Here is a 23,659-nt window from a genome sequence, read left to right as displayed (position 1 = left end):
TTAGTGTAGCTGGTTGATCAAAGACTCTACCGCAGACATTGTTGTTTTTAAAATTGGTGTTGGATAAACACCAAAAAATATTATGATAATAACCATTGGATAAAGGGTGAATTTTTCTATTGGTGATAGATCAAGAAGAACTTTCAAGTTTTCTTTTTCTAAAGAGCCAAAAACAATACGCCGATAAAGATAAAGTGCATAAGCTGCTGATAAAATAACGCCAGTTGTAGCAAAAACAGCAACCAATTTATTAACTTGGAAAACACCTATTAGAGTTAAAAACTCGCCGATAAATCCTGAACTTCCAGGTAACCCAATATTTGCCATAGTAAAAATCAAGAAAACAACAGCATATTTAGGCATGTTATTTACTAAACCGCCAAATGCTGAAATTTCACGTGTATGTAAGCGGTTATAGATGACTCCAACACAAAGAAATAAAGCTGCAGAAACAATTCCATGCGATAGCATCTGATAAATAGCACCTTGAATGCCTTGTTCATTAGCAGAAAAAATACCCATCGTTACATATCCCATATGCGCCACCGATGAATAAGCAATTAGTTTCTTTATATCACTTTGAACAAGTGCAACTAAAGATGTGTAAATAATCGCAATTAGCGATAATGTGAAAACTAAAGAAGCAAAATCCGCTGAAGCAATAGGAAACATTGGTAACGAAAAACGAATAAAACCATAACCGCCCAATTTAAGTAATACGCCAGCTAAAATAACAGAGCCTGCTGTTGGTGCTTCCACATGAGCATCAGGCAACCATGTGTGAACTGGCCACATTGGCATTTTAACAGCAAAAGAAGCAAAAAATGCAAGCCACAACCACGTCTGCATATGTGTATTAAACTGATAGGTTAACAAAGTTGGTATATCAAGTGTTCCTGCTTCCCAATACATAACCATGATAGCAACCAGCATGAGCACTGAGCCAAGCAAAGTATATAAGAAAAATTTCATACTTGCATAAACACGACGCGCCCCACCCCAAACACCAATAATAATAAACATTGGAATAAGGCTACCTTCAAAAAAAATATAGAATAAGATTGCATCAAGAGCACAAAAAACTCCAATAATTGCAATTTCGAGAAGAAGAAAAGCAATCATGTAATCTTTTAATCTATCTTGAATAGCATCCCAACTTGCTAAAATACAGAAAGGTAAAAGAAAAGCTGAAAGAACAACAAAAAGTACAGAAATACCATCAATACCTACATGGTAACTAATACCACTACCTAACCAGTGGAATTTCTCAACCATCTGAAAATCAGAGTTTGTAGTATCAAATCCTGCCCAAATAACTAAAGAAATAATAAAAACAAACACAGTCGTAAAAAATGCTACATTACGTATATTGCGTTTTGCTACTTCACTATCATCCTTGATTAATAAAATCAGGAACACACCAACAAGCGGCAAAAAAATAACAGTAGAAAGAATAGGCCAGTCGGTCATCAATTTAAGCTCCTAATCATCATCCATGTGATGAGTGTTGCTACACCAATCAGCATTGCAAATGCATAATGATAAAGATATCCTGTTTGCATGCGAATAACTTTATTTGTGATATTACTAATACGCGCTGCAATGCCATTTGGGCCTAAACCATCAATAACCTTATTGTCGCCTATTTTCCAAAAAAAGTTACCAATTCCGAAGGCAGAACGAACAAATAAAATATTATAAACTTCATCAAAATACCATTTATTATAAAGAAATCGGTGTAATATAGGTAAAAATTCAGCAATTCTTTTAGGAATTGAAGGAACTAGAATATAAAATAAATACGCTAATGTAAAACCAAGAATCATCGCCGTAAATGGCGACCATTTTACCCAGTCAGGTACATTGTGTGCTTCATGAAGAATATGATTATGACTTCCCGTAAATAATGCACCTTTCCAAAAAGCATCATAAAAGTCACCAAAAAAATAAGGCTGGAAAATTACACCAGCAAACAATGCTCCGATAGATAAAATAAATAATGGAACCAACATCACTGGAGCTGATTCATGCACATGATGCATAACATCAACGGTTGCACGTGTCTTGCCATGAAATGTCATAAATATAAGCCGCCAAGAATAAAAACTCGTTAATAAAGCAGATAAAATAAGAAGCCAAAAAGCATATTCTGACGCAATATTATGCGATGCAAAGGCAGATTCTATAAGAACATCTTTTGAAAAAAATCCTGCAGTGCCAAAAAAAGTTCCAGGAATCCCAAAGCCTGTTAAGGCAATAGTTCCTATAAACATCATCCAATAAGTTGTTTTTATATGTTTATATAATCCACCCATTTTTCGCATATCTTGTTCATCAGAAACAGCATGAATTACAGACCCTGCTCCGAGAAATAATAAGGCTTTAAAAAAAGCGTGCGTAAAAAGATGGAAAATGGCTGCTCCATATGCTCCAACCCCTAACCCAACAAACATATAACCAAGCTGTGAACAAGTAGAATAAGCAATAACGCGCTTGATATCATTTTGTACGACTCCCACAGTTGCAGCAAAAAATGCTGTCGTTGCCCCAATAATAATAATTACTGTTAAAGCATTCGGAGAAAGTTCAAAAATCGGTGACATACGCGCAATCATAAAAACACCAGCTGTTACCATTGTAGCTGCATGAATGAGCGCAGATACTGGAGTTGGTCCTTCCATCGCATCAGGAAGCCACGTATGTAAAAGAAATTGTGCTGATTTACCCATAGCGCCAACAAATAAAAGAAGACATGTAATAGTAATTACTGTTTGTCCCCCAAAATGACCACCTAAAAACGTCATACCCTTTATAAAATTATTATCTGCAGCTTTTGTAAAAATATCTACAAAATTAACTGACTGAAATAAAACAAAAATGTTGAATATTCCTAATAGAAAACCAAAATCCCCAACACGATTAACTACAAAAGCTTTCATTGCTGCCTTATTAGCAGAATCCCGCTGAAACCAAAAACCAATCAACAAATAAGATACAAGGCCAACACCTTCCCATCCAAAAAACATTTGAACTAGATTATTAGCTGTCACCAACATCAACATCATAAACGTAAATAAAGAAAGATAAGCAAAAAAACGAGACCTTGAAGGATCATGATGCATATAACCAATCGAATAAATATGAACTAATGCTGAAACACTATTCACTACAACAAGCATAACAGCTGTCAATGTATCAACATGCAAAGACCAATTAAACACTAATTTATCAATAACTACCCATTGCAATAGCGGTATATCAACTGTTGAAGCATTATTAAAAGCCATACTTAAAAAAGATATCCATGACAACCCAGCAACAATCATCATAAAGCTAGATGTTACAAGCTCACTGGCACGAGGAGCTATAGTCTTTCCACCTATTACAGCAATTAAAAAACCTAAAAGCGGAAGAAAAACGATCATATAATACATCACGTATCAGCCCTTCATCACATTAACATCTTCAACCGCAATAGAACCACGATTACGAAAAAATACAACAAGAATTGCTAGACCAATTGCTGCTTCAGCAGCTGCTACTGTCAAGATAAATAAAGAAAATACTTGCCCAACTAAATCATGAAGAAAAGCTGAAAACGCAACAAAATTAAGATTAACCGAGAGCAATATAAGCTCAATTGACATAAGAATAACAATTACATTCTTTCTATTTAAAAAAATACCAAGAATACCAATTGTAAATATCAATACAGAAACAGTGAGATAATGAATAATATCAATGTACATAATAATCTTTCCGCTAAATACCTTTACCTGATTCAACTTTTTTAATTTCAATTGCACTTTCTGGTGTTCTCGCAACTTGAACTGCAATCGACTGCCGTTTAACTCCTGATCTGTGACGGAGTGTCAGAACAATAGCGCCAATCATTGCAACTAATAAAATTAATCCTGAGATTTGAAAGTAGAAAACATAATCTGTATAGAGAATATCTCCTAGCGCTTGAGTATTTGTTCGCTGTGTTAAATCTGGCGTTGGTTGTGTAGTATGAACTCCTGAAACTGGAGAAAAGCTGTCGCTAATAAAAACAAAAATAAGCTCTATAGCAATAATAATACCAATAAAAGCAGCAATAGGAGCGTATCTAAGTGTACCACTTTTCAATTCAGCAAAATCAACATCAAGCATCATAACTACAAATAAAAATAAAACCGCTATAGCTCCAACATAGACAACCAATAAGATAAGTCCTAAAAATTCTGCTCCTGCAAGCAAAAATAAAGCTGCGGCATTAAAAAATGCCAATATTAAAAATAAGACTGAATGAACAGGATTACGTGCGGCAACAACAATGACCGCACTTATAAGCATAATGAAAGCAAAAATATAGAAAAATGCCGCTGCTAGACCTGTTAGCATAGACTTCCCCTCAATCAATCAATCAATCGGTATGAAAATCCATACCAGACTACCCTTATCGGATACATTACCGAACGACTCTCCATTTAACAATACACCTAACGATAAGGTGAATCTATTAATATATTGCGAGCAATTTCTCGCTCCCAACGATCTCCATTATTTAAAAGCTTTTCTTTATCATAATAGAGTTCTTCACGCATTTCTGTTGCAAATTCAAAATTCGGACCTTCTACAATAGCATCAACTGGACAAGCCTCTTGACAAAAACCACAATAGATACACTTAACCATATCAATATCATAACGAATAGTTCTACGTGTGCCATCATTACGTCGAGGCCCTGCTTCAATTGTAATAGCCTGTGCGGGACAAATTGCTTCACACAATTTACATGCGATACACCGTTCTTCCCCATTTGGATAGCGACGCAAAGCATGTTCACCGCGAAAACGTGGAGAAACACAACCTTTTTCATAGGGATAATTAATTGTAGGTTTTGGAGAAAAAAACTGACGCATTGCTAAAAAAAAGGCACTTATGAATTCTAATAAAAGAAGTGATTTTGCTGCTTGAATAAGACTTGACATATAAGCTTTCCTCTTAAGCTAAACCAGTATATTGCAGAACAGCAGCGGTCATTACAACCATTGCCAATGAAATAGGAAGAAATATCTTCCAACCAAGGCGCATTAACTGATCATAGCGATATCGGGGTACAAATGCTTTAACCATAGCAAATCCAAAAAATACAAAACAAACTTTCAGAACAAACCAAATGACACTAGGAATCCAATTAAGCCACCATACATCAAGAGGAGGTAACCAACCACCTAAAAACAAAATAGTTGTTAATGCACACATTAAAACAATTGCAACATATTCACCAAGAAAAAAAAGCATATAAGGAGTTGAAGAATATTCAACCATATGTCCAGCAACAAGCTCAGACTCTGCCTCTACCAAATCAAAAGGAGGACGATTTGTCTCTGCAAGCGCAGAAATAAAAAATATAATAAACATTGGAAAAAGAACTAACCAATTCCAATCAAGAAAACTACTGAATGGCAAACCAATATTCTTTCCAAAACCACTATTCTGTTTAAGAACAATTACTGTAAGATCTAGTGAACCACTTACTAAAACAACTGTAACAAGAACAAGACCAATTGAAACTTCATAAGAAACCATTTGTGCCGCTGAACGAAGAGCTCCTAAAAAAGGATATTTCGAATTTGATGCCCATCCTCCCATGATAACACCATAAACTTCAAGAGATGAAATAGCCAGTATATATAATAAACCAACATTAATACTTGCAATTTCCCAGCCTTCATTAACTGGAACAACTGCCCATGCCGATAATGCAAGTGCCGCTGAAACAAAAGGAGCAAGAAGGAAAACACCTTTATTAGCTCCAGCAGGAATAATCGGTTCTTTAACAGCAAATTTTATCAAGTCTGCAAAAGACTGCAATAATCCCCATGGACCAACAACATTCGGTCCACGTCGTAATTGGACAGCTGCCCAAATTTTCCTGTCTGCATAAAGCAAATAGGCAATTAAAACCAAAAGAACAACTAAAAGGATAAGCGTTTTACCCACTATAATTAATAATGGCAATAGCCAAGCCATAAAGAAATCATACATAACTGTTCCTTTTCCCTTTTGTTCTTACTTCATAGCTTCTGCAGCATGACTTTTTGCAAGAGACGAGCATTCTGCCATAACTGCAGAAGCACGTGCTATTGGATTTGTTAAATAAAAGTCTTTAATCATAGAAGTAAATTTGTGTGGACTCAGAACAATTACTTGTGAACTCAGAGCTTTAATATCATTAATACATGAAGGCGCTATATTATCAATGGCACAAAGATGTGGAAAATCATTAAATAAAATTTGTCTCAATTGAGATAATGAATCAAAAGGGAGCTTTTTATTTAAAACATCGGATAAAGCACGTAAAATAGCCCAGTCTTCTTTTGCTTCACCTGGAGCAAAACCAGCTCGATTTGTCATCTGAACACGACCTTCTGTATTAACATAAAGCCCTGATTTTTCAGTATAAGTAGACGCTGGTAGAATCACATCAGCAGCATGTGCACCATTATCACCGTGGCTTCCAATATAAATTACAAAGGCTTTGTTATTAGTTAATTCTACTTCATCAGCGCTAAGCAAAAATAGAACCTCACAGGTTTTAACAATATTTTCAACTCCCAATTTATAGGTAAAGCCAATATCTAATCCTCCAACAGTTGATGCAGCAGTATGAAGGATGCCAAATCCATTCCATTCTTCATTAAGAGCTCCAACAAGGTCTGCCAATTTTGCAAGACTCTTTAAAACAGATAAACCTTCCTTACCTGAAATAGCACCCTCTCCAATAAGAATAAGGGGCCTCTCGGCTTTTTTTAGTATATCAAAAAATGCATCCTCTCCACTAATAAGTTTACCTAATGCATCAGTACCAGCCCCAAGATAAGAATACGGATAACGCAAATCGACCTGTTCTCCGATTAACGCAATTGGAACTCTTCCTACTCGTTGATGTTTTAAAATACGTGCATTTAAAACAGCAGCCTCAACACGCGGATTAGATCCTACAATTAATATTGCATCAGCACGTTCGATACCTGCAATAGTAGGATTAAAAATATAACTCGAACGGCCTAATTCAGGAGATAAAATCATACCCCTTTGACGACAATCAAAGGCCTTTGAGCCTAATGAAAGCAACAATAATTTAAGAGCATACATTTCCTCAATAGACACAAGATCTCCAGCAATTGCTCCAATTTTTTTTGCTGAAGTTTCAGATATAACCGTTTTAATTTTTTCAAAAGCCTCCGACCAACTTACAGGCTGAAGTTTTCCATCTTTTCGAACATACGGTTTATCAAGCCTTTGAGTGCGCAATCCATCCCAAATAAAACGTGTCTTATCTGAAATCCATTCCTCATTTATATCTTTATTAACGCGTGGTACAATTCGCATAACTTCGCGCCCTCGGCTGTCAATGCGAATAGCACTACCAAGAGCATCCATCACATCAATCGACTCTGTTTTAATTAATTCCCATGGACGTGCACAAAACGCATAAGGTCTTGAAGTTAAAGCACCTACTGGACAAAGATCAATAACATTGCCTTGCAATTCAGATGTCATTGCTCTTTCAAGATATGTTGTGATTTCAGCATCTTCACCACGGCCAATTAAACCAAGATCTGAAACACCTGCAATCTCTGTTGTAAAACGAACACAACGTGTACAATGAATACACCGTGTCATCACAGTTTTTACAAGAGGCCCAATATACTTATCTTCAACAGCACGTTTATCTTCTGTATAACGAGAACAATCACGACCATAAAAAATTGCTTGATCTTGAAGATCACATTCACCACCTTGATCACATACAGGACAATCTAATGGATGGTTAATGAGAAGAAACTCCATAACGCCTTCACGGGCTTTTTTGACCATTTCCGTATTAACAAATATTTCAGGCATTTCACCATTTGGCCCTGATCGTAAATCACGAACGCCCATAGCACAAGAAGCTTGTGGTTTTGGAGGCCCACCTTTGACCTCTACCAAGCACATACGACAATTCCCAGCAATTGATAAAGCTTCATGAAAACAAAAACGTGGAACCTCTGCACCCGCAGCCTCAGCAGCTTGAAGCAGTGTGTAATAGTCAGGAACTTCAATTTCTTTACCATCAACTTTAATACTTATCATCACCAATCCAGCTCGCGAATAACCTACTTCTCATTTGTATTTCATTATTTTTAAAAACAAAACTCTTTATTTTATTGTTTCCAAAGCAACATTTTTACTTTGAACTGCACTTCGCGTATAATCATCAATTCTTCGTTCAATCTCTGAACGAAAATTACGGATTAATCCTTGTATAGGCCATGCCGCAGCATCTCCAAGTGCACAAATAGTATGCCCTTCAATTTGCTTAGAAACTTCAAACAAAAGATCAATTTCGCGTTTTTGCGCCCTTCCTTCAACCATACGCCCCAAAAGACGCATCATCCATCCAGTCCCTTCACGACAAGGAGTACATTGACCACAACTTTCATGTTTAAAAAAAGCTGCTATACGCCAAATTGCCTTAATGATATCAGTTGATTTATCCATAACAATCATACCACCCGTTCCAAAAGAAGAGCCAACATCTCGCATCCCATCGAAATCCATAATGGCATTTATCATATCTTCTCCACGAACAATTGGACAAGAAGCTCCCCCTGGAATAACCGCTAAAAGATTACTCCATCCACCGCGAATACCACCTGTATGTTTTTCAATTAATTCACGAAAAGAAACACCTAGAGCGTCTTCAAACGTACAAGGCGCATTAACATGTCCAGAAACCATAAACAATTTTGTCCCAACATTGTTTGCCCGACCAATCGACGAAAACCACGAGGCACCTCGACGTAAAATCGTAGGAACAACTGCAATAGATTCTACATTATTAACGGTTGTTGGACAACCATAAACACCCATATTTGCAGGGAACGGAGGTTTTAATCGAGGTTGACCTTTTTTCCCCTCAAGACTCTCAAGAAGGGCTGTCTCTTCACCGCAAATGTAAGCTCCAGCACCATGGTGAACAATAATATCACAAGCATGACCATATTTAGTCTTTTTGCCAAGTAATCCGGCTTCATAGCACTCATCAATTGCAGCTTGAAGCGCTTCACGCTCACGAATATATTCACCACGAACATAAATAAAAGCAATATTTGCTCCCATTGCAAAAGTGGCAATAACACATCCTTCAATTAAAGTATGAGGATCATGTCTTAAAATATCACGGTCTTTGCATGTTCCTGGCTCCGACTCATCTGCATTTACAACCAAATAATGAGGCCGACCATCGCTTTGTTTTGGCATAAAGGACCATTTCATACCAGTAGGAAAGCCAGCACCTCCACGGCCACGTAAGCCTGATGCTTTCATTTCATCAATAATCCAATCACGGCCTTTTTCAATAATTGCTTTGGTACCATCCCAATGTCCACGCAATACTGCAGCTTTCAATGATTTATCTTTAAAACCATAAATATTGGTGAAAATGCGATCCTTATCAGCCAGCATACCCCACCTTTTTTTCTATAACTGAATGCATTTTTAGCATTTTCCTAATTCAATTTTTCAATATTTTTCCCAAAACTTCTCTTTTATATTAAGATGTTTTATTCAACTCAAAAAAATATTCATCCAACTTCCATACCTTCATTTCTCTTTTTCTTTGAAGATTTAAATGATTTCATTTTATTTTCATCAACTAAAGACGTTAATCCACTAATAGGTTCTGATGATTTACGATTATTTTGTGGTCCCACAGCTATATTAGAACCTTTACCTGCTTCAAATGCATCAATAATTTCTTCAAGACGTTCAGCTGTAAGATCTTCATAAGTATCTTTGAAAATCATAACCATCGGAGCATTAACACAAGCACCGAGACACTCAACTTCTTCCCATGATAATGTACCACTTTGATTAGTAACAAAAGGCTTATCATGAATCTTTTTTTGACAAACTTTGATCAATTCTCCAGAACCACGTAGCATACAAGGAGTGGTACCACAAACCTGAATATGCGCCTTTGTTCCAACTGGTTTCAATTGAAATTGAGTATAAAAAGTTGCAACCTCTAAAACTCGAATATAAGCCATAGAAAGTATTTCAGCGATATGTTCAATTGCAGCACGCGTTACCCAACCTTCCTGCTCTTGAGCACGCATTAATAAAGGAATGACAGCAGATTGTTCACGCCCTACAGGATATTTCTTTATGGTATTTTGCACCCATACTTGATTCTCTTTTGTGAAAGAAAATTCTGCTGGTTGATGGATAGCATCGGCAAGACGGCGTACAGACATTAACGATCAATCTCCCCAAAAACAATATCAATTGAACCCAAAATAGCTGTTGCATCTGCTAGCATATGACCTCGAGTCAGAAAGTCCATAGCTTGAAGATGAGCAAAACCAGGAGCACGTAATTTAATACGATAAGGCTTATTGGTTCCATCAGAGACTAGATAAACACCAAACTCACCTTTTGGCGCTTCTACAGCGACATAAACTTCACCAGGAGGAGTATGAAAACCTTCTGTATAAAGTTTAAAATGATGAATCAGCGCTTCCATCGAACTTTTCATTTCACTGCGTTTTGGTGGCACAACCTTACGATCCAAACTCGAAACTGGTCCATTTTTTTCAGAAGAAAGCAAACGGTCCACACATTGCCGCATAATTTTCGTTGATTGCCTCATTTCTTCCATACGAATGAGATAACGATCATAACAATCGCTATTTTTACCTACAGGAATATCAAATTCCATTTCATCATAACATTCATAAGGTTGGCTTTTACGCAAATCCCACGGCACACCAGCTCCGCGAATCATTACTCCAGAAAAAGCACGGGCCCAAGCTTCGTTAATATTCACCACACCAATATCTACATTCCGCTGTTTAAAAATTCGATTAGGTGTTATAAGTGCATCAAGTTTATCAAGAGCAATAAGAAATGGGTCAATAAAATTACCAATATCTTCAATCAAAGATTCTGGTAAATCCTGATGCACACCACCAGGACGGAAATAATTTGCATGAAGACGTGCGCCACATGCACGTTCATAAAAAATCATCAATTTTTCACGCTGTTCAAACCCCCAGAGCGGCGGTGTTAAAGCACCAACATCCATTGCTTGTGTGGTTACATTAAGCAAATGATTAAGAATACGCCCAATTTCAGAAAATAGAACGCGAATTAATTGACCTCTTTTAGGAACTTCAACACCCAACAATTTTTCAATAGCAAGCACAAAAGCATGCTCTTGATTCATAGGAGCGACATAATCTAAACGATCAAGATAAGGTCCTGCCTGAAGGTAAGTTTTTGTTTCCATTAACTTTTCTGTGCCGCGGTGCAGTAATCCAATATGTGGATCCACACGTTCAACAACTTCACCATCCAATTCTAAAACCATACGCAGAACACCATGCGCAGCAGGATGCTGTGGACCAAAATTAATATTAAAATTTCGGACATTGACCTCAGCCACTATTAACCCCTTACTTTTCTCAATGCATCCTAAAAACTGAACACAAAGAATACGATGCTATTTAATGCACGATATAAAATAACTATTCACTGTGAATCAAATAACTCATATACAATTACAGCTTTCTATACACCATCCTTACTGAAAAGGATCAATTATTTTTAAATAACTTACAATCTTTATCACATTTTCAATTATAGTATTATTTTTCAACATGTGACTTTTTACCACATAACGAAATATGTTCATGACCTTCCCAAGGCGAAAGAAAATCAAAATTACGCATTTCTTGTCGCAAAACAACAGGCTCATAAATAACTCGTTTGGCTTCATTATCATAGCGACATTCAACAAACCCTGTTACAGGAAAATCTTTGCGCAAAGGATGCCCTTCAAATCCATAATCTGTTAAAATACGTCGTAAATCTGGGTGCCCTGAAAATAAAATGCCATACATATCGTAGGCTTCACGCTCATACCATTCTGCTCCAGGATAAATCGAACAAGCAGAAGCGACAGCAATATTCTCATCAGTACGCACTTTAATACGTAAACGTAAATTATGTCGCGGAGATAATAACTGATAAGATACATCAAAACGTTTTTCACGAGAAGGATAATCTACACCACTAATATCTGTAATACTAATAAATTGACAACGAGAATCATCGCGAACAAACATTAAAACATCAGTAATTGCATCAAGACGTGATACAATTGTCAATTCGCCAAATGCAAGAATACTTTCTTCTATCTTATCCCCCAATTTATCTTTCAAATAGCTAGAAAGCTCGCTTAATGTTTCACTCATTATTTAAAATCCCTATCGCTCTATAGACCCAGTACGACGGATTTTTTTCTGCAATAGTAAGATACCATATAGCAACGCCTCTGCTGTAGGAGGACATCCTGGAATATAAATATCTACTGGGACGATACGATCACATCCACGCACAACGGAATAAGAATAATGATAATACCCTCCACCATTTGCACAGGAACCCATAGAAATCACATAACGTGGTTCAGGCATCTGATCGTAAACTTTGCGTAAAGCGGGTGCCATTTTATTTGTTAAAGTACCAGCAACCACCATGACATCTGATTGACGGGGCGAAGCGCGCGGCGCATATCCAAAACGTTCATTATCATAATGAGGCATCGAGCATTGTATCATCTCAACCGCACAACAAGCCAAACCAAAGCTCATCCACATCAATGAACCGGTGCGTGCCCAAGTGATTAAAGAATCTACTGAAGTTACTAAAAAGCCCTTGTCTCCTAATTCAGCATTAATATCATTAAAAAACTTATCATTAGAACCTACCAGCTTACCTGTATTTGGATCAATGATTCCTTTCGCTTTTGGAGCAACAACCGTTGAATTATTAAACCCTAATTCCATTCAAGAGCCCCCTTTTTCCATTCATATATAAATCCAACTGTCAAGATCGCTAAGAATACAATCATCGACCAAAAACCAAATATACCTATTGAAGAAAACGAAACAGCCCAAGGAAAAAGAAAAGCAACTTCAAGATCGAAAATAATGAATAAAATTGAAACGAGATAAAATCGAATATCAAACTTCATTCGAGCATCATCAAATGAATTAAATCCACATTCATAAGCCGATAGTTTTTCAGGATCAGGAGCACGATAAGCCACAATATAAGGTATAATTAAAAGAACTCCAGCAATAATTACTGAAATAATAATGAAAATCAATACCGGTAAATAAGAGTTCAATAAATGGATCATAATCCTTTTCCGCCTTAATGAGGTTCTGAATTAGCGTAAACATCTAATGTTGTCTAGATAAAATTACAACAATCATCACGCTAATTCCGCTCGTACAGCTTAAAGGGCATGCCGCGCAGTATTTATTTTAATAGGTACTGCAGAGAAAAGGAAGACGCAAGCCCTTATTCTCATAAAACTATATAAAAAAGTAAAAATTAAACATCAGCTAAAAATTCTATAGAATGCGCTAAATAATTATTATAACCTACAAAAAAGCACATATTAAGAAAATTAGGAAATAAAAAACTGAAATGGCGCGAGTGACGGGGCTCGAACCCGCGACCTCCGGCGTGACAGGCCAGCACTCTAACCAACTGAGCTACACCCGCGCACTTCTTGGAACCAATTAATATGGTATCAATGGTCGTGTAAGATGTTCATTCGTTTCTGTCAAGAAAAATGAAACGTTTTTTAAAAAAAATTAAATAAACAATAAAACTCGTCTAATTCTCTAAAAAACATTAATAAATAACATTTTTTATTCTTGCCTTTAATTTTTTTTTTCCTTAATAGAATGTTCATCCAATTGTGAATTATTAAATTGGGCGATTAGCTCAGCTGGTAGAGCGCCTCGTTTACACCGAGGATGTCGGGAGTTCGAGTCTCTCATCGCCCACCATGTGTCTTATAGGTAAATGTAACATACTGATTTTATTTATCTTTTTTTAAGGTGCGGGATACAAAAATAAAGGTTAGGGAATAGCACTTTATATTTTCCTTTATACGCATTAAAAATCAAAACTTGCTTTCAAGGTGATTTTTAGTTTGTGTTAAGTATCAAAAGCATTGAGTTTTTTCTTTGTGATCGATTTTTATTCATCGTTACCCATATACATAAGCACCTTATTTGTTATGCTTTAAAGATTTTCCTTACTAAATTTGGAATAATGACAATGAAATTGCTTTTCTCCAAATATATTCAATATTAACTAATACGACCAGCTATATTATTACTCTCTTATAATGATAGTCGCTGTTTATTTTTGCCGTTCAGTCTTCTTACCAAAACGAAAAGCCCTCACTCAGGCTACAAAAAAGCTTCTAAAACCACCATCATCACCACAAAATATTTCTTTCCTCGACAAGATTACAAACATTGCTCTTGCAAGCGTTTAGCAATACGCACTAACTGCATAAGGACTAAGGGCGTAAACACCTTTTCTAATACTGACCATACTCTTTCCAAAAAACTTTTTCTTTGTTATTAAGCGTGCACAACAACCACAAAAATCACTTTTACAGCAAACTCTACCTTCATGATTATCAATCCCAGTCTTGCCATTGTCTAAAGCCCCATCTCAAGTTCTGTCTTATCAATGGTAGCTTCCATTACCATTACTGTTGCTAGTACCAAAAATTAACTGATGATTTAAGAAAAGTAGCCGCAACAAAAACTGCAATTTTAGATGCAATAGTATCTCAACTCAAAGAAATTTTTAGCTGATAACATAGTAGTTTTTTATACAAAGAGCGCTAATCGCAAAAAGCTAGTCTATCGAAACAATAAAAAGCTCAAAAAAGTGATAAATAAGATAATAAAATATTGATTTTATTATTATTTTATTTTTAATACCATCCAACAGCAACTTGTGCTTCTTCTGACATACACTCAGGTGTCCACGGAGGATCAAATGTCATAATTACTTCAACACTTAAAACACCTTCAACTGCACTTACAGCATTTTCTACCCAACTTGGCATCTCACCTGCAACAGGACATCCAGGAGCTGTAAGTGTCATTTCAATTTTTACCGAACGATCATCTTCAATATCAATCCGATAAATCAATCCTAACTCATAAATATCAGCAGGTATTTCCGGATCGTAGACTGTTTTAAGAGCAGCAATAATATCGTTTGTCAGACGATCAATCTCAGATTCTGGAATTGCTGATAAACAAGACTCTTGCTTATCATTTTCTAAACCAATAGGCTCAGCTGAAGAGCATTTTTTAATTAATCTAACCATTAAAAAATATCCTTGCTTTTTCTAACGCTTCAACCAACTGATCGATATCTTCTCGGTTACTATACATTGCTAATGACGCACGACAGATAGACGTTAAACCAAAATGTTGTAATAAAGGCTGTGCACAATGCGTTCCCGCACGTATAGCAACTCCCTTTCGATCAGCAAACATAGCAACATCATGTGCGTGAATACCTTCAAGCTCAAAGGATATAATAGCACCTTTGTTCAAAGCACGTCCATAAATATGTAATGACTGAACTGTTTGGAGTCTTTCATGGGCGTAATTTAAAAGCGCCATTTCATGTGTATAAATCGCATTTCTATCTTTTTCTTGTATATAATCAATAGCTGCCGCTAATCCAATAGCTTCAACTATAGGAGGTGTACCAGCTTCAAAACGATATGGAGGAGAATTATAAGAAACCTTATCAAGTGTCACCTCTTCAAGCATTTGTCCTCCGCCCTGAAAAGGACGCATTTCTTCCAGCCGATACTTTTTACCATAAAGAACACCAATACCTGTAGGACCATAAACTTTATGACCAGTAAAAACATACCAATCACAATCAAGATCTTGCATATCCACCGTTAAATGTGCCGCTCCTTGAGAACCATCAACCAAAACAGGAACAGCATTTTGATGTGCTAACTTAATAATTTCTTTGATAGGAGATATGCTTCCCAATATATTGGACATATGTGTAATAGCAACAAGACGGGTTCTATCACTTAAAGCGTTTTGAAAAGATTCAATATGTAAAACACCATCTTTATCAACTGGTAGAAAAATAAGTTTAGCACCTTTTTGTTCACGAATAAAATGCCAAGGAATAATATTTGAATGATGCTCCATAATAGTAAGAATAATTTCATCATCTTTTTTTAATTTAGGCATTCCCCAACCATAAGCTACAGTGTTAATAGCTTCTGTTGCACTTTTCGTAAAAACAATTTCTTCAACTACTTGAGCATTTAAAAAAGCTCGAACTGTTTCACGAGCATCTTCATAAAATTGTGTTGCTGTATTTGATAAAAAATGCATGCCTCGATGTACATTAGCATAATGATGTCGATAAAAATCATTCATGACATTAAGAACAGATAGTGGCTTTTGAGCGGATGCTCCACTATCAAGATAAGCTAATCGTTTACCATAAATATTATTTTGCAAAATAGGAAAATCACGGCGAATTTCTTCTACATTATAATTTAATGTTTTTACCTTACTTTCCATTTTTCTGCCTTAGACGTTCGTTACTAACCATTTACTAATAATAGTACTTAAAAGAGTGTGCATGTTATCTTGCTTAATGTCATCAATAAGTTCTGAAATAAACCCTTTTACCAAAAGTTCACAGGCAGTTTTAAAAGATATACCACGTGCCATTAGATAAAAAAGATGATCATGATTAATTTTAGCAACTGTTGCTCCATGAGCGCAAGCAACATCGTCTGCAAAAATTTCTAGTTCAGGCTTTACATAAAATTCTGCATCATCTGAAAGAATAAGACTATTGCAAGCCATATGGGCATCTGTTTTTTGCGCTTTCTGTGCAACGCGTATTACTCCTTGAAAAGCACCACGTGCTTTATCTGTGACAACATTACGTATAATTTCTTTCGAAATTGATTTTTCTTCAACGTGACGTACAGTCATCGTAAGATCACTGTGCATTTTTCCAGACAATAAATTTATTGCTCGTAATTGAAAATTAGACTCTTTTCCTAACAACTCAATATCAATTTCTTGACGATTAAGTTGACTACCTATATTAATCACATAAAGTGTTAATTCAGCGTTCTTAGCAAGCACAGCACGAAATTGGCTAAATTGTGTAGCACTTTCCCCCCTATCACGGATAAGAATCCACGTTATACTACTGTTAGCAGCGAGATTTAATGAAATAACTGAACTAACAAAAGTATCTTTGTCATTGCCTATCTGACGTTCAATAATTACAGCCTGACTGTTCTTTCCGACTTTGATACTTGAAAAAGTATGTGATTGCCCTCCCATTTGAATATTTTGTAATTCAATTGGCACATCCAATTTAATATTATCAGAAATCTTGAGAAGCCAACCATCTGTAACGAAGGCTGTATTTAATTGTCCAATAAAATTTTCATCAGAAATAGTTGAATTTAGTTTAGCACTATTTTTATCTAATGCCGTTACAAGATTCTCTACTTCAACACCTTCTATTTTATTTGAGGTAAGCGCTTTACCATTTTCAATAGAAAAAACAATATTTTCTGGAAGTAATTTATCAATCGTTTGTTTATCATTAAATTCTAAAAAATCACTAACAGACTTTAATAAAACGCGTAAATCAGTATAATGCCAATATTCTACTTTGCGCGAAGGAAGACGCGTTTTTTGAAATAATTCAATCGCCTTCTTACGGATAACTTGCACTGTTTCATCGCCGGGTAAAAGATCAATCCGTTGATTAAAATTATTGATAATATCTTCTTCAACTGCAATCAATTTTGGTTGTGAGTTTATGCGCATATTCAATAACCTCAAGCAGTTTTACTGATAATATCAGCATATCCATTTTGCTCTAAATACAATGCTAAAGATTTATCGCCACTTTTAATAATACGACCTTTATAAAGAACATGCACTGTATCAGGCGTAATATAATCAAGCAGACGTTGATAATGAGTAATAACCAAAAATGAACGTTCTTGATTACGCAATTTGTTAACACCATCTGCAACAATTTTTAAAGCATCAATATCTAAACCAGAATCCGTTTCATCTAAAATACAAAGTTTTGGTTCAAGCAGAGCCATTTGAAGAATTTCAGTACGCTTTTTTTCTCCACCTGAAAAACCAACATTCAGTGAACGTTTAAGCATAGCCATATCTATTTCAAGTTCAGAAGCGGTTTTCTTAACATATTGAATAAATTCAGAAATTTTAAGTTCTTTGTCACCTCGAGCTTTACGTTGAGAATTTATTGCAACTTTTAAAAATTCCATTGTTGCAACACCAGGTATTTCCATTGGATATTGAAATGCTAAAAAAATACCGCTTACTGCACGCTCTGTTGGACTCATTCCTAAAATTGATTGTCCATTATAAAGAATATCACCTTCTGTTACTTCATAGTCATCACGACCAGAAAGCAAATAAGACAAAGTAGATTTTCCTGCTCCATTTTGCCCCATAATAGCAGCGACTTCACCATCTTGAATCGTCAAATTTAAACCACAAATGATTTCCGTATTAGTTTCAGAAATACGGGCGTGCAAATTTTTTATTTCTAACATAACTTAATCCTGTTGTTGCTGTATTTTATGCAATGAGCAATTAGCCTACGCTGCCTTCTAAACTAATGCCAATTAGTTTCTGCGCTTCAACAGCAAATTCCATTGGTAATTTTTGAATAACTTCTTTTACAAATCCATTAACGATTAATGCTATTGCTTCTTCCTCAGGAATTCCCCGTTGCATAACATAAAAAAGTTGATCATCAGAAATCTTTGATGTCGTTGCCTCATGTTCAAACTGAGCTGTTGCATTTTTTGCTTCAATATAAGGTATTGTGTGAGCACCGCAATCATTACCAATTAACAAACTATCGCATTGAGTAAAATTACGTGCATTCTTAGCTTTTTTATGTGCAGTAACTTGTCCACGATAAGTATTATTCGAAAAACCAGCAGAAATACCCTTTGAGATAATACGACTTGATGTATTTTCTCCTAAATGGATCATTTTTGTACCGGAATCAATTTGTTGATGACCATTTGCAACAGCAATAGAATAAAACTCTCCGCGTGAGTTATTACCCCGTAATAAACAAGATGGATATTTCCAAGTAATTGCAGAACCTGTTTCAATTTGTGTCCACGAAATTTTGGAATTATCTCCTCTACAATCCCCTCGTTTAGTTACAAAATTATAAATCCCCCCCTTTCCTTCCTTATCACCAGGATACCAATTTTGTACTGTTGAATATTTAATTTCCGCATTTTTTAAAGCAATAAGCTCGACAACAGCTGCATGCAACTGATTTTCATCACGCTGAGGCGCAGTACACCCTTCCAAATAAGAGACATACGAATCTTCATCTGCAATAATCAATGTTCGCTCAAATTGCCCTGTATTACGTTCATTAATCCTAAAATAGGTTGAGAGTTCCATAGGACAATGCACTCCTTTTGGAATATAAACAAATGAGCCATCTGTGAAGACAGCTGCATTTAAGGCAGCGTAATAATTATCACCAGCTGGTACAACTGCTCCTAAATATTCCTGAATAAAAGCAGGATGCTCAATGATAGCCTCTGAAATAGAACAAAAAATAACACCGGCACGTGCTAATTCTTCCTTAAATGTTGTTACAACCGAAACAGAATCAAAGACAGCATCAACAGCTACTTGCCCTGATGCGTAGATATTATCATCAGATGTAGAAAGATCCGTCTGTTTTTTTACTCCAGCTAAAATTTCCTGCTCTTTTAAGGGAATACCAAGCTTTTCATAAGTCGCTAATAATTCAGGATCAACCTCATCTAAAGATTTTGGTCCTGTATGATTTTTAGGAGCAGCGTAATAGTAAAGTTCTTGAAAATTAATTTTTGGATATTTAATGCGTGCCCAACGAGGTATTTCCATTTTAGACCACCGGCGAAAAGCTTTCAAACGCCATGTTAACATCCATTCAGGTTCACATTTTTTAGCGGAAATAAATCGAATAATATCTTCATTTAGCCCTTTTGGAGCCTTATCCACTTCAATATTCGTTTCAAAACCATATTTATATTGATCAACGTCTATTTCACTTACCTGGCGTATTGTTTCCTGCACTGCCGGCATCGGTTTTCTCCATTTTTTTCGGTGTCAAAAACCGGTGATAAAAGATAAATATCTTATTTGCTTCACAAAATAAAAATAGGTGACTTTAATATGCAAAATAGGAAAATTCCAATCAAGCTTACTCCATTTTTAAAGAATAATGCTTAATTTCTTAATTGATTAATGCTGCCTTTTGTTACCTATAATTTGAGCAAAAATCAATAAAAAATCATCAATATCTTTAGAAGTTGTACAACGTCCTGTTGAAACACGGATCGCACCATTTGATATATGATATCCCATTGCTTCCAAAACTTTGCTCTGTTTTACTTTTCCTGAAGAACAAGCAGAGCCTGCTGATACAGAAAATCCTGCTAAATCAAAACCAATTTGCATTGTTTCAGCTTTTATACCCCTTACAGTGAAATAAGTAGTATTTGGCAAACGTTGAACGTTCCTACCAAAAATTATAACATCATGACTAATTTTTAGTAGACCATCTTCCAATTTGTTACGTAAATAGATTAATTTTTTTATTTCTTCTTGAGTAAAACAATTTTCCATTGCTGCTCCAAAAGAAGCAATAAGCGGTAAGGCCTCTGTCCCTCCACGGTGTCCTTTTTCTTGTCCACCAGCAGTAATAAGAGGAGAAGGCATAAGAAGATCTCCACATGAAACAAATGCACCAACCCCTTTAGGTCCTCCAATTTTATGGGCTGATAATATAAAAAAATCACCTCCAAAATGATTAATATCAATGGGATGTTTATCTATATATTGAACTAAATCAACAATAAGAGTACCTCCAGCATCCCGAACAATAGTCGCTATTTCTTGAATATTTTGGATAACACCAGTTTCGCTATTGGCAGCTTGAATAGCGATAAGCGGTAAACCTTTCACTTTATCATGCCCTATTAATAAAGATTTTAACTTATCCTGCTGGATCAAACCATTCTGATCAACATCAATTATACTAATCAATTCTTTAGAAAAACGTCCTCCCTCTGCAATGGACGGGTGCTCACTCGCACCAATGTACAGATGCGAAAACTGCACTTCAGACCTTCCAATATGATAAAAAGGTGTCAACAGAGTCATCGCTGCTTCACTAGCACCAGATGTAAATACAACATTATCTGGATTTGCCTTAAGTCTATCAGCAATTTGTCTACGGGATTTCTGTAAAAGTGCTTTAGCAGCACGCCCTTCCGTATGAACAGATGATGGATTACCAAATATCTCTAAAGATTCTAATAATGCCATTCGTGCCATTTTTGTGAGCGGTGTCGTTGCATTATGATCAAGATACCGGCGTTTTACAGCCATTTTAAATCCTAATTATCTATCCCAAAAATTGATTTAAAAAAAATAATGCAATTTTCTTGAAAAACGCCTTCAAAAAAGGATATCTAGTAATTAATTAAAAAAAATACCTAAACAAGGTGGATTTTATTGTAAAATTCGACCAAGGTCAATGAAAACATTCATAGCTTTTAAGGAGCATTTAATGCCAGAAATCATTTTTAATGGTCCCACAGGTCGTCTTGAAGGACGTTATCAACCTTCTCAACAAAAAAATGCACCAATTGCGATTGTTCTACATCCTCATCCTCAATTCGGTGGAACAATGAATAATAAAATTGTTTATGATTTATTTTATATGTTTCAACAACGTGGTTTTACTACACTGCGTTTCAATTTTCGTGGCATTGGTCGAAGTCAAGGAGAATTTGATTATGGTATAGGCGAACTTTCAGATGCTGCCGCTGCTCTTGATTGGGTGCAAACACAGCATCCTAATTCTAAAAACTGTTGGGTAGCTGGTTATTCGTTTGGTGCTTGGATTGGAATGCAACTTCTCATGCGCAGACCTGAAATTGAGAGCTTCATATCAGTTGCTCCACAACCAAATATTTATGATTTTTCATTTCTTGCTCCTTGTCCTTCATCCGGCTTAATCATTCACGGTGATATCGACAAAGTCGCGCCTTCGAAAGATGTTCAAAATCTCGTCGATAAACTAAAAATGCAAAAAGGAATTACTATTACACAAGAAATCCTAAAAGGAGCTAACCACTTTTTTAGTGGATATAATGAAGAACTTATTGAACGATGTGGACAATATTTAGATAGGCATATTGCAAATAACTTATCAACTCTTTCTCCACGTAAAATACCTGCACTTTTAAAATAATAGATTATTTCTTTAATATCTCGAATATCTTTTAAACAATAATTAAACAATAGGATGACGAGCAAGAAAATCGATAACACCTTTTTTATAAACTTTATCTCCAACAGCAAGCATATGATCACGCCCAGGAATTTGTAGTGCCTCACCATGTGGCAATAAAGCCACTAATGGCTCAGCTTCACCACTAATTTCATCTAATGAACCAACTGCAACGAGTGCAGGCTGCTTAATTTTATAAATTTCATGCTCTGTTAATTCTTGTCTTGATGTCATGATACAAGCAGCAAGAGCACGTCTATCGCTCTTAGTTTGTTCTGCAAATTTACGGAACATCAAACCACGAGGATCAGTAATTGCTGAAACATCTTTTTCTAAAAGAGCTTGAGCAACAGGCTCCCAATCACCTACCCCCGTTACCATACCAATTCCTAAACCACCAAAAATAACACTATGCACATATGTCGGATACAAAAGAGCCATAAATGCGCTAATTCGAGCTCCCATAGAATATCCCATAACATGGGCCTTGGATAACTCTAAATGTTGAAGCAATTTAACCGCATCACTAGCCATAGCTTGAGGTGTATAAAATAAAGGATCATAGATCTTATCCGAATCACCATGGCCACGATTATCAAAAGCAATAACACGATAGCCTGCCGCAATAAGAGTACGAAACCAACCTGTTGCATACCAATTTATACGCGCAGAAGATCCAAAACCATGAATCAATAAAATAGGAGCACCCTGTCCTTCTTCACAGTAAGCAAAACGCAAACCATCATGTTCAAAAAATCGAATCTCTTCTGCTGTCATAGTTTATTACTTTCACATTTCTCATAAATAACAGGATGCATCACACATTGACCCCGCTGTATCTTTTTATCAGCAACCTCACCGGCATTAAGTTCTATAGCAAAAGCTGCAGGTACTTTTGACGAAATTATATTTTTTGAAAATGGAAGAGTATTTTCAACAACTGAAACAATAACTCCCTTTGAATTTAAAAAAATTATATCTAAAGGTAAAGATGTATGAGACATCCACATAAACATTTCTTGTTTATCTTCTGGCATACTACCAAGAAAATTCTTGAATAACATAGCACGATTACGAGGAAAATCAGTACGATACATCAAACCAGCGCTCGCTTGAGTTTGTGAAAATGCAATCTCTACCTCATAAAAAATCGCATTCCGTTCTGTATTAATTATTAAAAAAGTTCGATCAATAGGAATCTCTATAGGCTTTCCTGCTATAACCGCACTTGAAATATTAGTAGCTAAAAATAGAATAAATTGAATAATTTGTTTTTTCTTTAAAAATTTCAAAACTCTTATCCTGCATCATTACTATTTTCCTTTAAGATAAATTACACAACTTAAAAAAAACAGAG

At 35.8% G+C, this 23,659-nt stretch carries 22 protein-coding genes and 2 tRNA genes; 2 read left to right on the top strand and 22 right to left on the bottom strand.

All coding sequences use genetic code 11. The features are described from left to right. From B11cv2_RS03010 to B11cv2_RS02945, 14 genes are all read right to left on the bottom strand, one after another. Positions 1 to 1,470 carry an NADH-quinone oxidoreductase subunit M gene (locus B11cv2_RS03010; protein ID WP_100693251.1) on the bottom strand — a complete coding sequence of 490 codons (1,470 nt, stop codon included), beginning with the start codon at positions 1,468 to 1,470 and terminating at the stop codon, positions 1 to 3. Next, entirely contained in the window at positions 1,470 to 3,434 is a 1,965-nt protein-coding gene (gene nuoL, locus B11cv2_RS03005; RefSeq protein ID WP_100693250.1) for an NADH-quinone oxidoreductase subunit L, read from the bottom strand. Before nuoL ends, B11cv2_RS03010 begins: the two co-directional genes overlap by 1 nt. A 6-nt stretch (positions 3,435 to 3,440) precedes the next feature. Beyond that, positions 3,441 to 3,749 (bottom strand): NADH-quinone oxidoreductase subunit NuoK, encoded by a 309-nt coding sequence (nuoK, locus tag B11cv2_RS03000; protein WP_100693249.1) that lies wholly within the window; start codon positions 3,747 to 3,749, stop codon positions 3,441 to 3,443. A 13-nt stretch (positions 3,750 to 3,762) separates the two neighbouring features. Then, positions 3,763 to 4,383 (bottom strand): NADH-quinone oxidoreductase subunit J, encoded by a 621-nt coding sequence (locus B11cv2_RS02995; RefSeq protein ID WP_100693248.1) that lies wholly within the window; start codon positions 4,381 to 4,383, stop codon positions 3,763 to 3,765. Positions 4,384 to 4,481: 98 nt separating this feature from the next. Beyond that, complete coding sequence (gene nuoI / locus B11cv2_RS02990) at positions 4,482 to 4,973, bottom strand: NADH-quinone oxidoreductase subunit NuoI (protein ID WP_078673740.1); 492 nt, start codon at positions 4,971 to 4,973, stop codon at positions 4,482 to 4,484. A gap of 13 nt (positions 4,974 to 4,986) precedes the next feature. Continuing rightward, complete coding sequence (nuoH, locus tag B11cv2_RS02985) at positions 4,987 to 6,033, bottom strand: NADH-quinone oxidoreductase subunit NuoH (protein WP_100693247.1); 1,047 nt, start codon at positions 6,031 to 6,033, stop codon at positions 4,987 to 4,989. Between the two features lie 24 nt (positions 6,034 to 6,057). Further along, on the bottom strand, positions 6,058 to 8,127 hold the full coding sequence (nuoG, locus tag B11cv2_RS02980) for an NADH-quinone oxidoreductase subunit NuoG (protein ID WP_100693246.1): 2,070 nt from the start codon (positions 8,125 to 8,127) through the stop codon (positions 6,058 to 6,060). Between the two features lie 66 nt (positions 8,128 to 8,193). Beyond that, positions 8,194 to 9,501, bottom strand: coding sequence for an NADH-quinone oxidoreductase subunit NuoF (gene nuoF, locus B11cv2_RS02975; protein WP_100693245.1), 1,308 nt, complete (start codon positions 9,499 to 9,501; stop codon positions 8,194 to 8,196). A gap of 119 nt (positions 9,502 to 9,620) precedes the next feature. Continuing rightward, positions 9,621 to 10,292: an NADH-quinone oxidoreductase subunit NuoE gene (gene nuoE, locus B11cv2_RS02970; protein ID WP_100693244.1), complete on the bottom strand. Its 672-nt coding sequence runs from the start codon at positions 10,290 to 10,292 to the stop codon at positions 9,621 to 9,623. After that, entirely contained in the window at positions 10,292 to 11,482 is a 1,191-nt protein-coding gene (locus B11cv2_RS02965) for an NADH-quinone oxidoreductase subunit D (RefSeq protein WP_100693243.1), read from the bottom strand. Before B11cv2_RS02965 ends, nuoE begins: the two co-directional genes overlap by 1 nt. 202 nt (positions 11,483 to 11,684) lie before the next feature. Further along, positions 11,685 to 12,293 (bottom strand): NADH-quinone oxidoreductase subunit C, encoded by a 609-nt coding sequence (locus tag B11cv2_RS02960; protein ID WP_100693242.1) that lies wholly within the window; start codon positions 12,291 to 12,293, stop codon positions 11,685 to 11,687. Positions 12,294 to 12,305: 12 nt separating this feature from the next. Beyond that, positions 12,306 to 12,887 (bottom strand): NADH-quinone oxidoreductase subunit B family protein, encoded by a 582-nt coding sequence (locus tag B11cv2_RS02955; protein ID WP_100693241.1) that lies wholly within the window; start codon positions 12,885 to 12,887, stop codon positions 12,306 to 12,308. Beyond that, positions 12,878 to 13,243, bottom strand: coding sequence for an NADH-quinone oxidoreductase subunit A (locus B11cv2_RS02950; RefSeq protein WP_100693240.1), 366 nt, complete (start codon positions 13,241 to 13,243; stop codon positions 12,878 to 12,880). The genes B11cv2_RS02955 and B11cv2_RS02950 overlap by 10 nt, the downstream gene beginning before the upstream one ends. A gap of 294 nt (positions 13,244 to 13,537) precedes the next feature. Beyond that, a tRNA-Asp gene (locus B11cv2_RS02945) sits at positions 13,538 to 13,614 on the bottom strand. A 214-nt stretch (positions 13,615 to 13,828) separates the two neighbouring features. Between B11cv2_RS02945 and B11cv2_RS02940 the strand changes: the two genes are divergently transcribed. Beyond that, positions 13,829 to 13,904: transfer RNA gene (locus tag B11cv2_RS02940), tRNA-Val, on the top strand. Positions 13,905 to 14,851: 947 nt separating this feature from the next. Here B11cv2_RS02940 and B11cv2_RS02935 read toward each other — a convergent pair. From B11cv2_RS02935 to B11cv2_RS02910, 6 genes are all read right to left on the bottom strand, one after another. Next, entirely contained in the window at positions 14,852 to 15,253 is a 402-nt protein-coding gene (locus tag B11cv2_RS02935; protein ID WP_100693239.1) for an SUF system Fe-S cluster assembly protein, read from the bottom strand. Further along, complete coding sequence (locus B11cv2_RS02930) at positions 15,246 to 16,490, bottom strand: cysteine desulfurase (protein WP_100693238.1); 1,245 nt, start codon at positions 16,488 to 16,490, stop codon at positions 15,246 to 15,248. Before B11cv2_RS02930 ends, B11cv2_RS02935 begins: the two co-directional genes overlap by 8 nt. 9 nt (positions 16,491 to 16,499) lie before the next feature. Next, entirely contained in the window at positions 16,500 to 17,768 is a 1,269-nt protein-coding gene (gene sufD, locus B11cv2_RS02925; RefSeq protein WP_100693237.1) for a Fe-S cluster assembly protein SufD, read from the bottom strand. 11 nt (positions 17,769 to 17,779) lie between these two features. Beyond that, positions 17,780 to 18,535, bottom strand: a complete 756-nt coding sequence (sufC, locus tag B11cv2_RS02920; protein WP_035005870.1) for a Fe-S cluster assembly ATPase SufC — start codon at positions 18,533 to 18,535, stop codon at positions 17,780 to 17,782. A gap of 40 nt (positions 18,536 to 18,575) precedes the next feature. Beyond that, positions 18,576 to 20,087 carry a Fe-S cluster assembly protein SufB gene (gene sufB / locus B11cv2_RS02915; protein ID WP_100693236.1) on the bottom strand — a complete coding sequence of 504 codons (1,512 nt, stop codon included), beginning with the start codon at positions 20,085 to 20,087 and terminating at the stop codon, positions 18,576 to 18,578. Positions 20,088 to 20,246: 159 nt separating this feature from the next. Further along, positions 20,247 to 21,395 carry a cysteine desulfurase family protein gene (locus B11cv2_RS02910; protein WP_100693235.1) on the bottom strand — a complete coding sequence of 383 codons (1,149 nt, stop codon included), beginning with the start codon at positions 21,393 to 21,395 and terminating at the stop codon, positions 20,247 to 20,249. Between the two features lie 181 nt (positions 21,396 to 21,576). Here B11cv2_RS02910 and B11cv2_RS02905 point away from each other — a divergent pair, with 181 nt between their 5' ends. Then, positions 21,577 to 22,263, top strand: coding sequence for an alpha/beta hydrolase (locus B11cv2_RS02905; protein ID WP_100693234.1), 687 nt, complete (start codon positions 21,577 to 21,579; stop codon positions 22,261 to 22,263). Between the two features lie 42 nt (positions 22,264 to 22,305). On the opposite strand, the gene B11cv2_RS02900 is transcribed toward B11cv2_RS02905, so the two are convergent. Together B11cv2_RS02900 and B11cv2_RS02895 are read right to left on the bottom strand one after the other, a co-directional pair. After that, the gene (locus B11cv2_RS02900) at positions 22,306 to 23,079 is read right to left on the bottom strand and encodes an alpha/beta fold hydrolase (protein ID WP_100693233.1); all 774 of its coding nucleotides are present in this window, start codon (positions 23,077 to 23,079) and stop codon (positions 22,306 to 22,308) included. Next, positions 23,076 to 23,594 (bottom strand): DUF192 domain-containing protein, encoded by a 519-nt coding sequence (locus B11cv2_RS02895; protein ID WP_245406993.1) that lies wholly within the window; start codon positions 23,592 to 23,594, stop codon positions 23,076 to 23,078. Before B11cv2_RS02895 ends, B11cv2_RS02900 begins: the two co-directional genes overlap by 4 nt. Positions 23,595 to 23,659 lie beyond the last annotated feature (65 nt).

Source organism: Bartonella sp. 1-1C, assembly GCF_002810325.1.
GTDB classification, from domain to species: Bacteria; Pseudomonadota; Alphaproteobacteria; order Rhizobiales; family Rhizobiaceae; genus Bartonella; species Bartonella rochalimae.
This window is presented reverse-complemented; position numbering and strand designations above follow the sequence as displayed.

Excerpts from the sequence above, each read along its gene's own strand:
- B11cv2_RS03010 (WP_100693251.1), bottom strand. The coding sequence starts at position 1,470 with ATGACCGACTGGCCTATTCTTTCTACTGTTATTTTTTTGCCGCTTGTT.
- nuoL (WP_100693250.1), bottom strand. The coding sequence starts at position 3,434 with ATGTATTATATGATCGTTTTTCTTCCGCTTTTAGGTTTTTTAATTGCT.
- nuoK (WP_100693249.1), bottom strand. The coding sequence starts at position 3,749 with ATGTACATTGATATTATTCATTATCTCACTGTTTCTGTATTGATATTT.
- B11cv2_RS02995 (WP_100693248.1), bottom strand. The coding sequence starts at position 4,383 with ATGCTAACAGGTCTAGCAGCGGCATTTTTCTATATTTTTGCTTTCATT.
- nuoI (WP_078673740.1), bottom strand. The coding sequence starts at position 4,973 with ATGTCAAGTCTTATTCAAGCAGCAAAATCACTTCTTTTATTAGAATTC.
- nuoH (WP_100693247.1), bottom strand. The coding sequence starts at position 6,033 with ATGTATGATTTCTTTATGGCTTGGCTATTGCCATTATTAATTATAGTG.
- nuoG (WP_100693246.1), bottom strand. The coding sequence starts at position 8,127 with ATGATAAGTATTAAAGTTGATGGTAAAGAAATTGAAGTTCCTGACTAT.
- nuoF (WP_100693245.1), bottom strand. The coding sequence starts at position 9,501 with ATGCTGGCTGATAAGGATCGCATTTTCACCAATATTTATGGTTTTAAA.
- nuoE (WP_100693244.1), bottom strand. The coding sequence starts at position 10,292 with ATGTCTGTACGCCGTCTTGCCGATGCTATCCATCAACCAGCAGAATTT.
- B11cv2_RS02960 (WP_100693242.1), bottom strand. The coding sequence starts at position 12,293 with ATGAGTGAAACATTAAGCGAGCTTTCTAGCTATTTGAAAGATAAATTG.
- B11cv2_RS02955 (WP_100693241.1), bottom strand. The coding sequence starts at position 12,887 with ATGGAATTAGGGTTTAATAATTCAACGGTTGTTGCTCCAAAAGCGAAA.
- B11cv2_RS02950 (WP_100693240.1), bottom strand. The coding sequence starts at position 13,243 with ATGATCCATTTATTGAACTCTTATTTACCGGTATTGATTTTCATTATT.
- B11cv2_RS02935 (WP_100693239.1), bottom strand. The coding sequence starts at position 15,253 with ATGGTTAGATTAATTAAAAAATGCTCTTCAGCTGAGCCTATTGGTTTA.
- B11cv2_RS02930 (WP_100693238.1), bottom strand. The coding sequence starts at position 16,490 with ATGGAAAGTAAGGTAAAAACATTAAATTATAATGTAGAAGAAATTCGC.
- sufD (WP_100693237.1), bottom strand. The coding sequence starts at position 17,768 with ATGCGCATAAACTCACAACCAAAATTGATTGCAGTTGAAGAAGATATT.
- sufC (WP_035005870.1), bottom strand. The coding sequence starts at position 18,535 with ATGTTAGAAATAAAAAATTTGCACGCCCGTATTTCTGAAACTAATACG.
- sufB (WP_100693236.1), bottom strand. The coding sequence starts at position 20,087 with ATGCCGGCAGTGCAGGAAACAATACGCCAGGTAAGTGAAATAGACGTT.
- B11cv2_RS02910 (WP_100693235.1), bottom strand. The coding sequence starts at position 21,395 with ATGGCTGTAAAACGCCGGTATCTTGATCATAATGCAACGACACCGCTC.
- B11cv2_RS02905 (WP_100693234.1), top strand. The coding sequence starts at position 21,577 with ATGCCAGAAATCATTTTTAATGGTCCCACAGGTCGTCTTGAAGGACGT.
- B11cv2_RS02900 (WP_100693233.1), bottom strand. The coding sequence starts at position 23,079 with ATGACAGCAGAAGAGATTCGATTTTTTGAACATGATGGTTTGCGTTTT.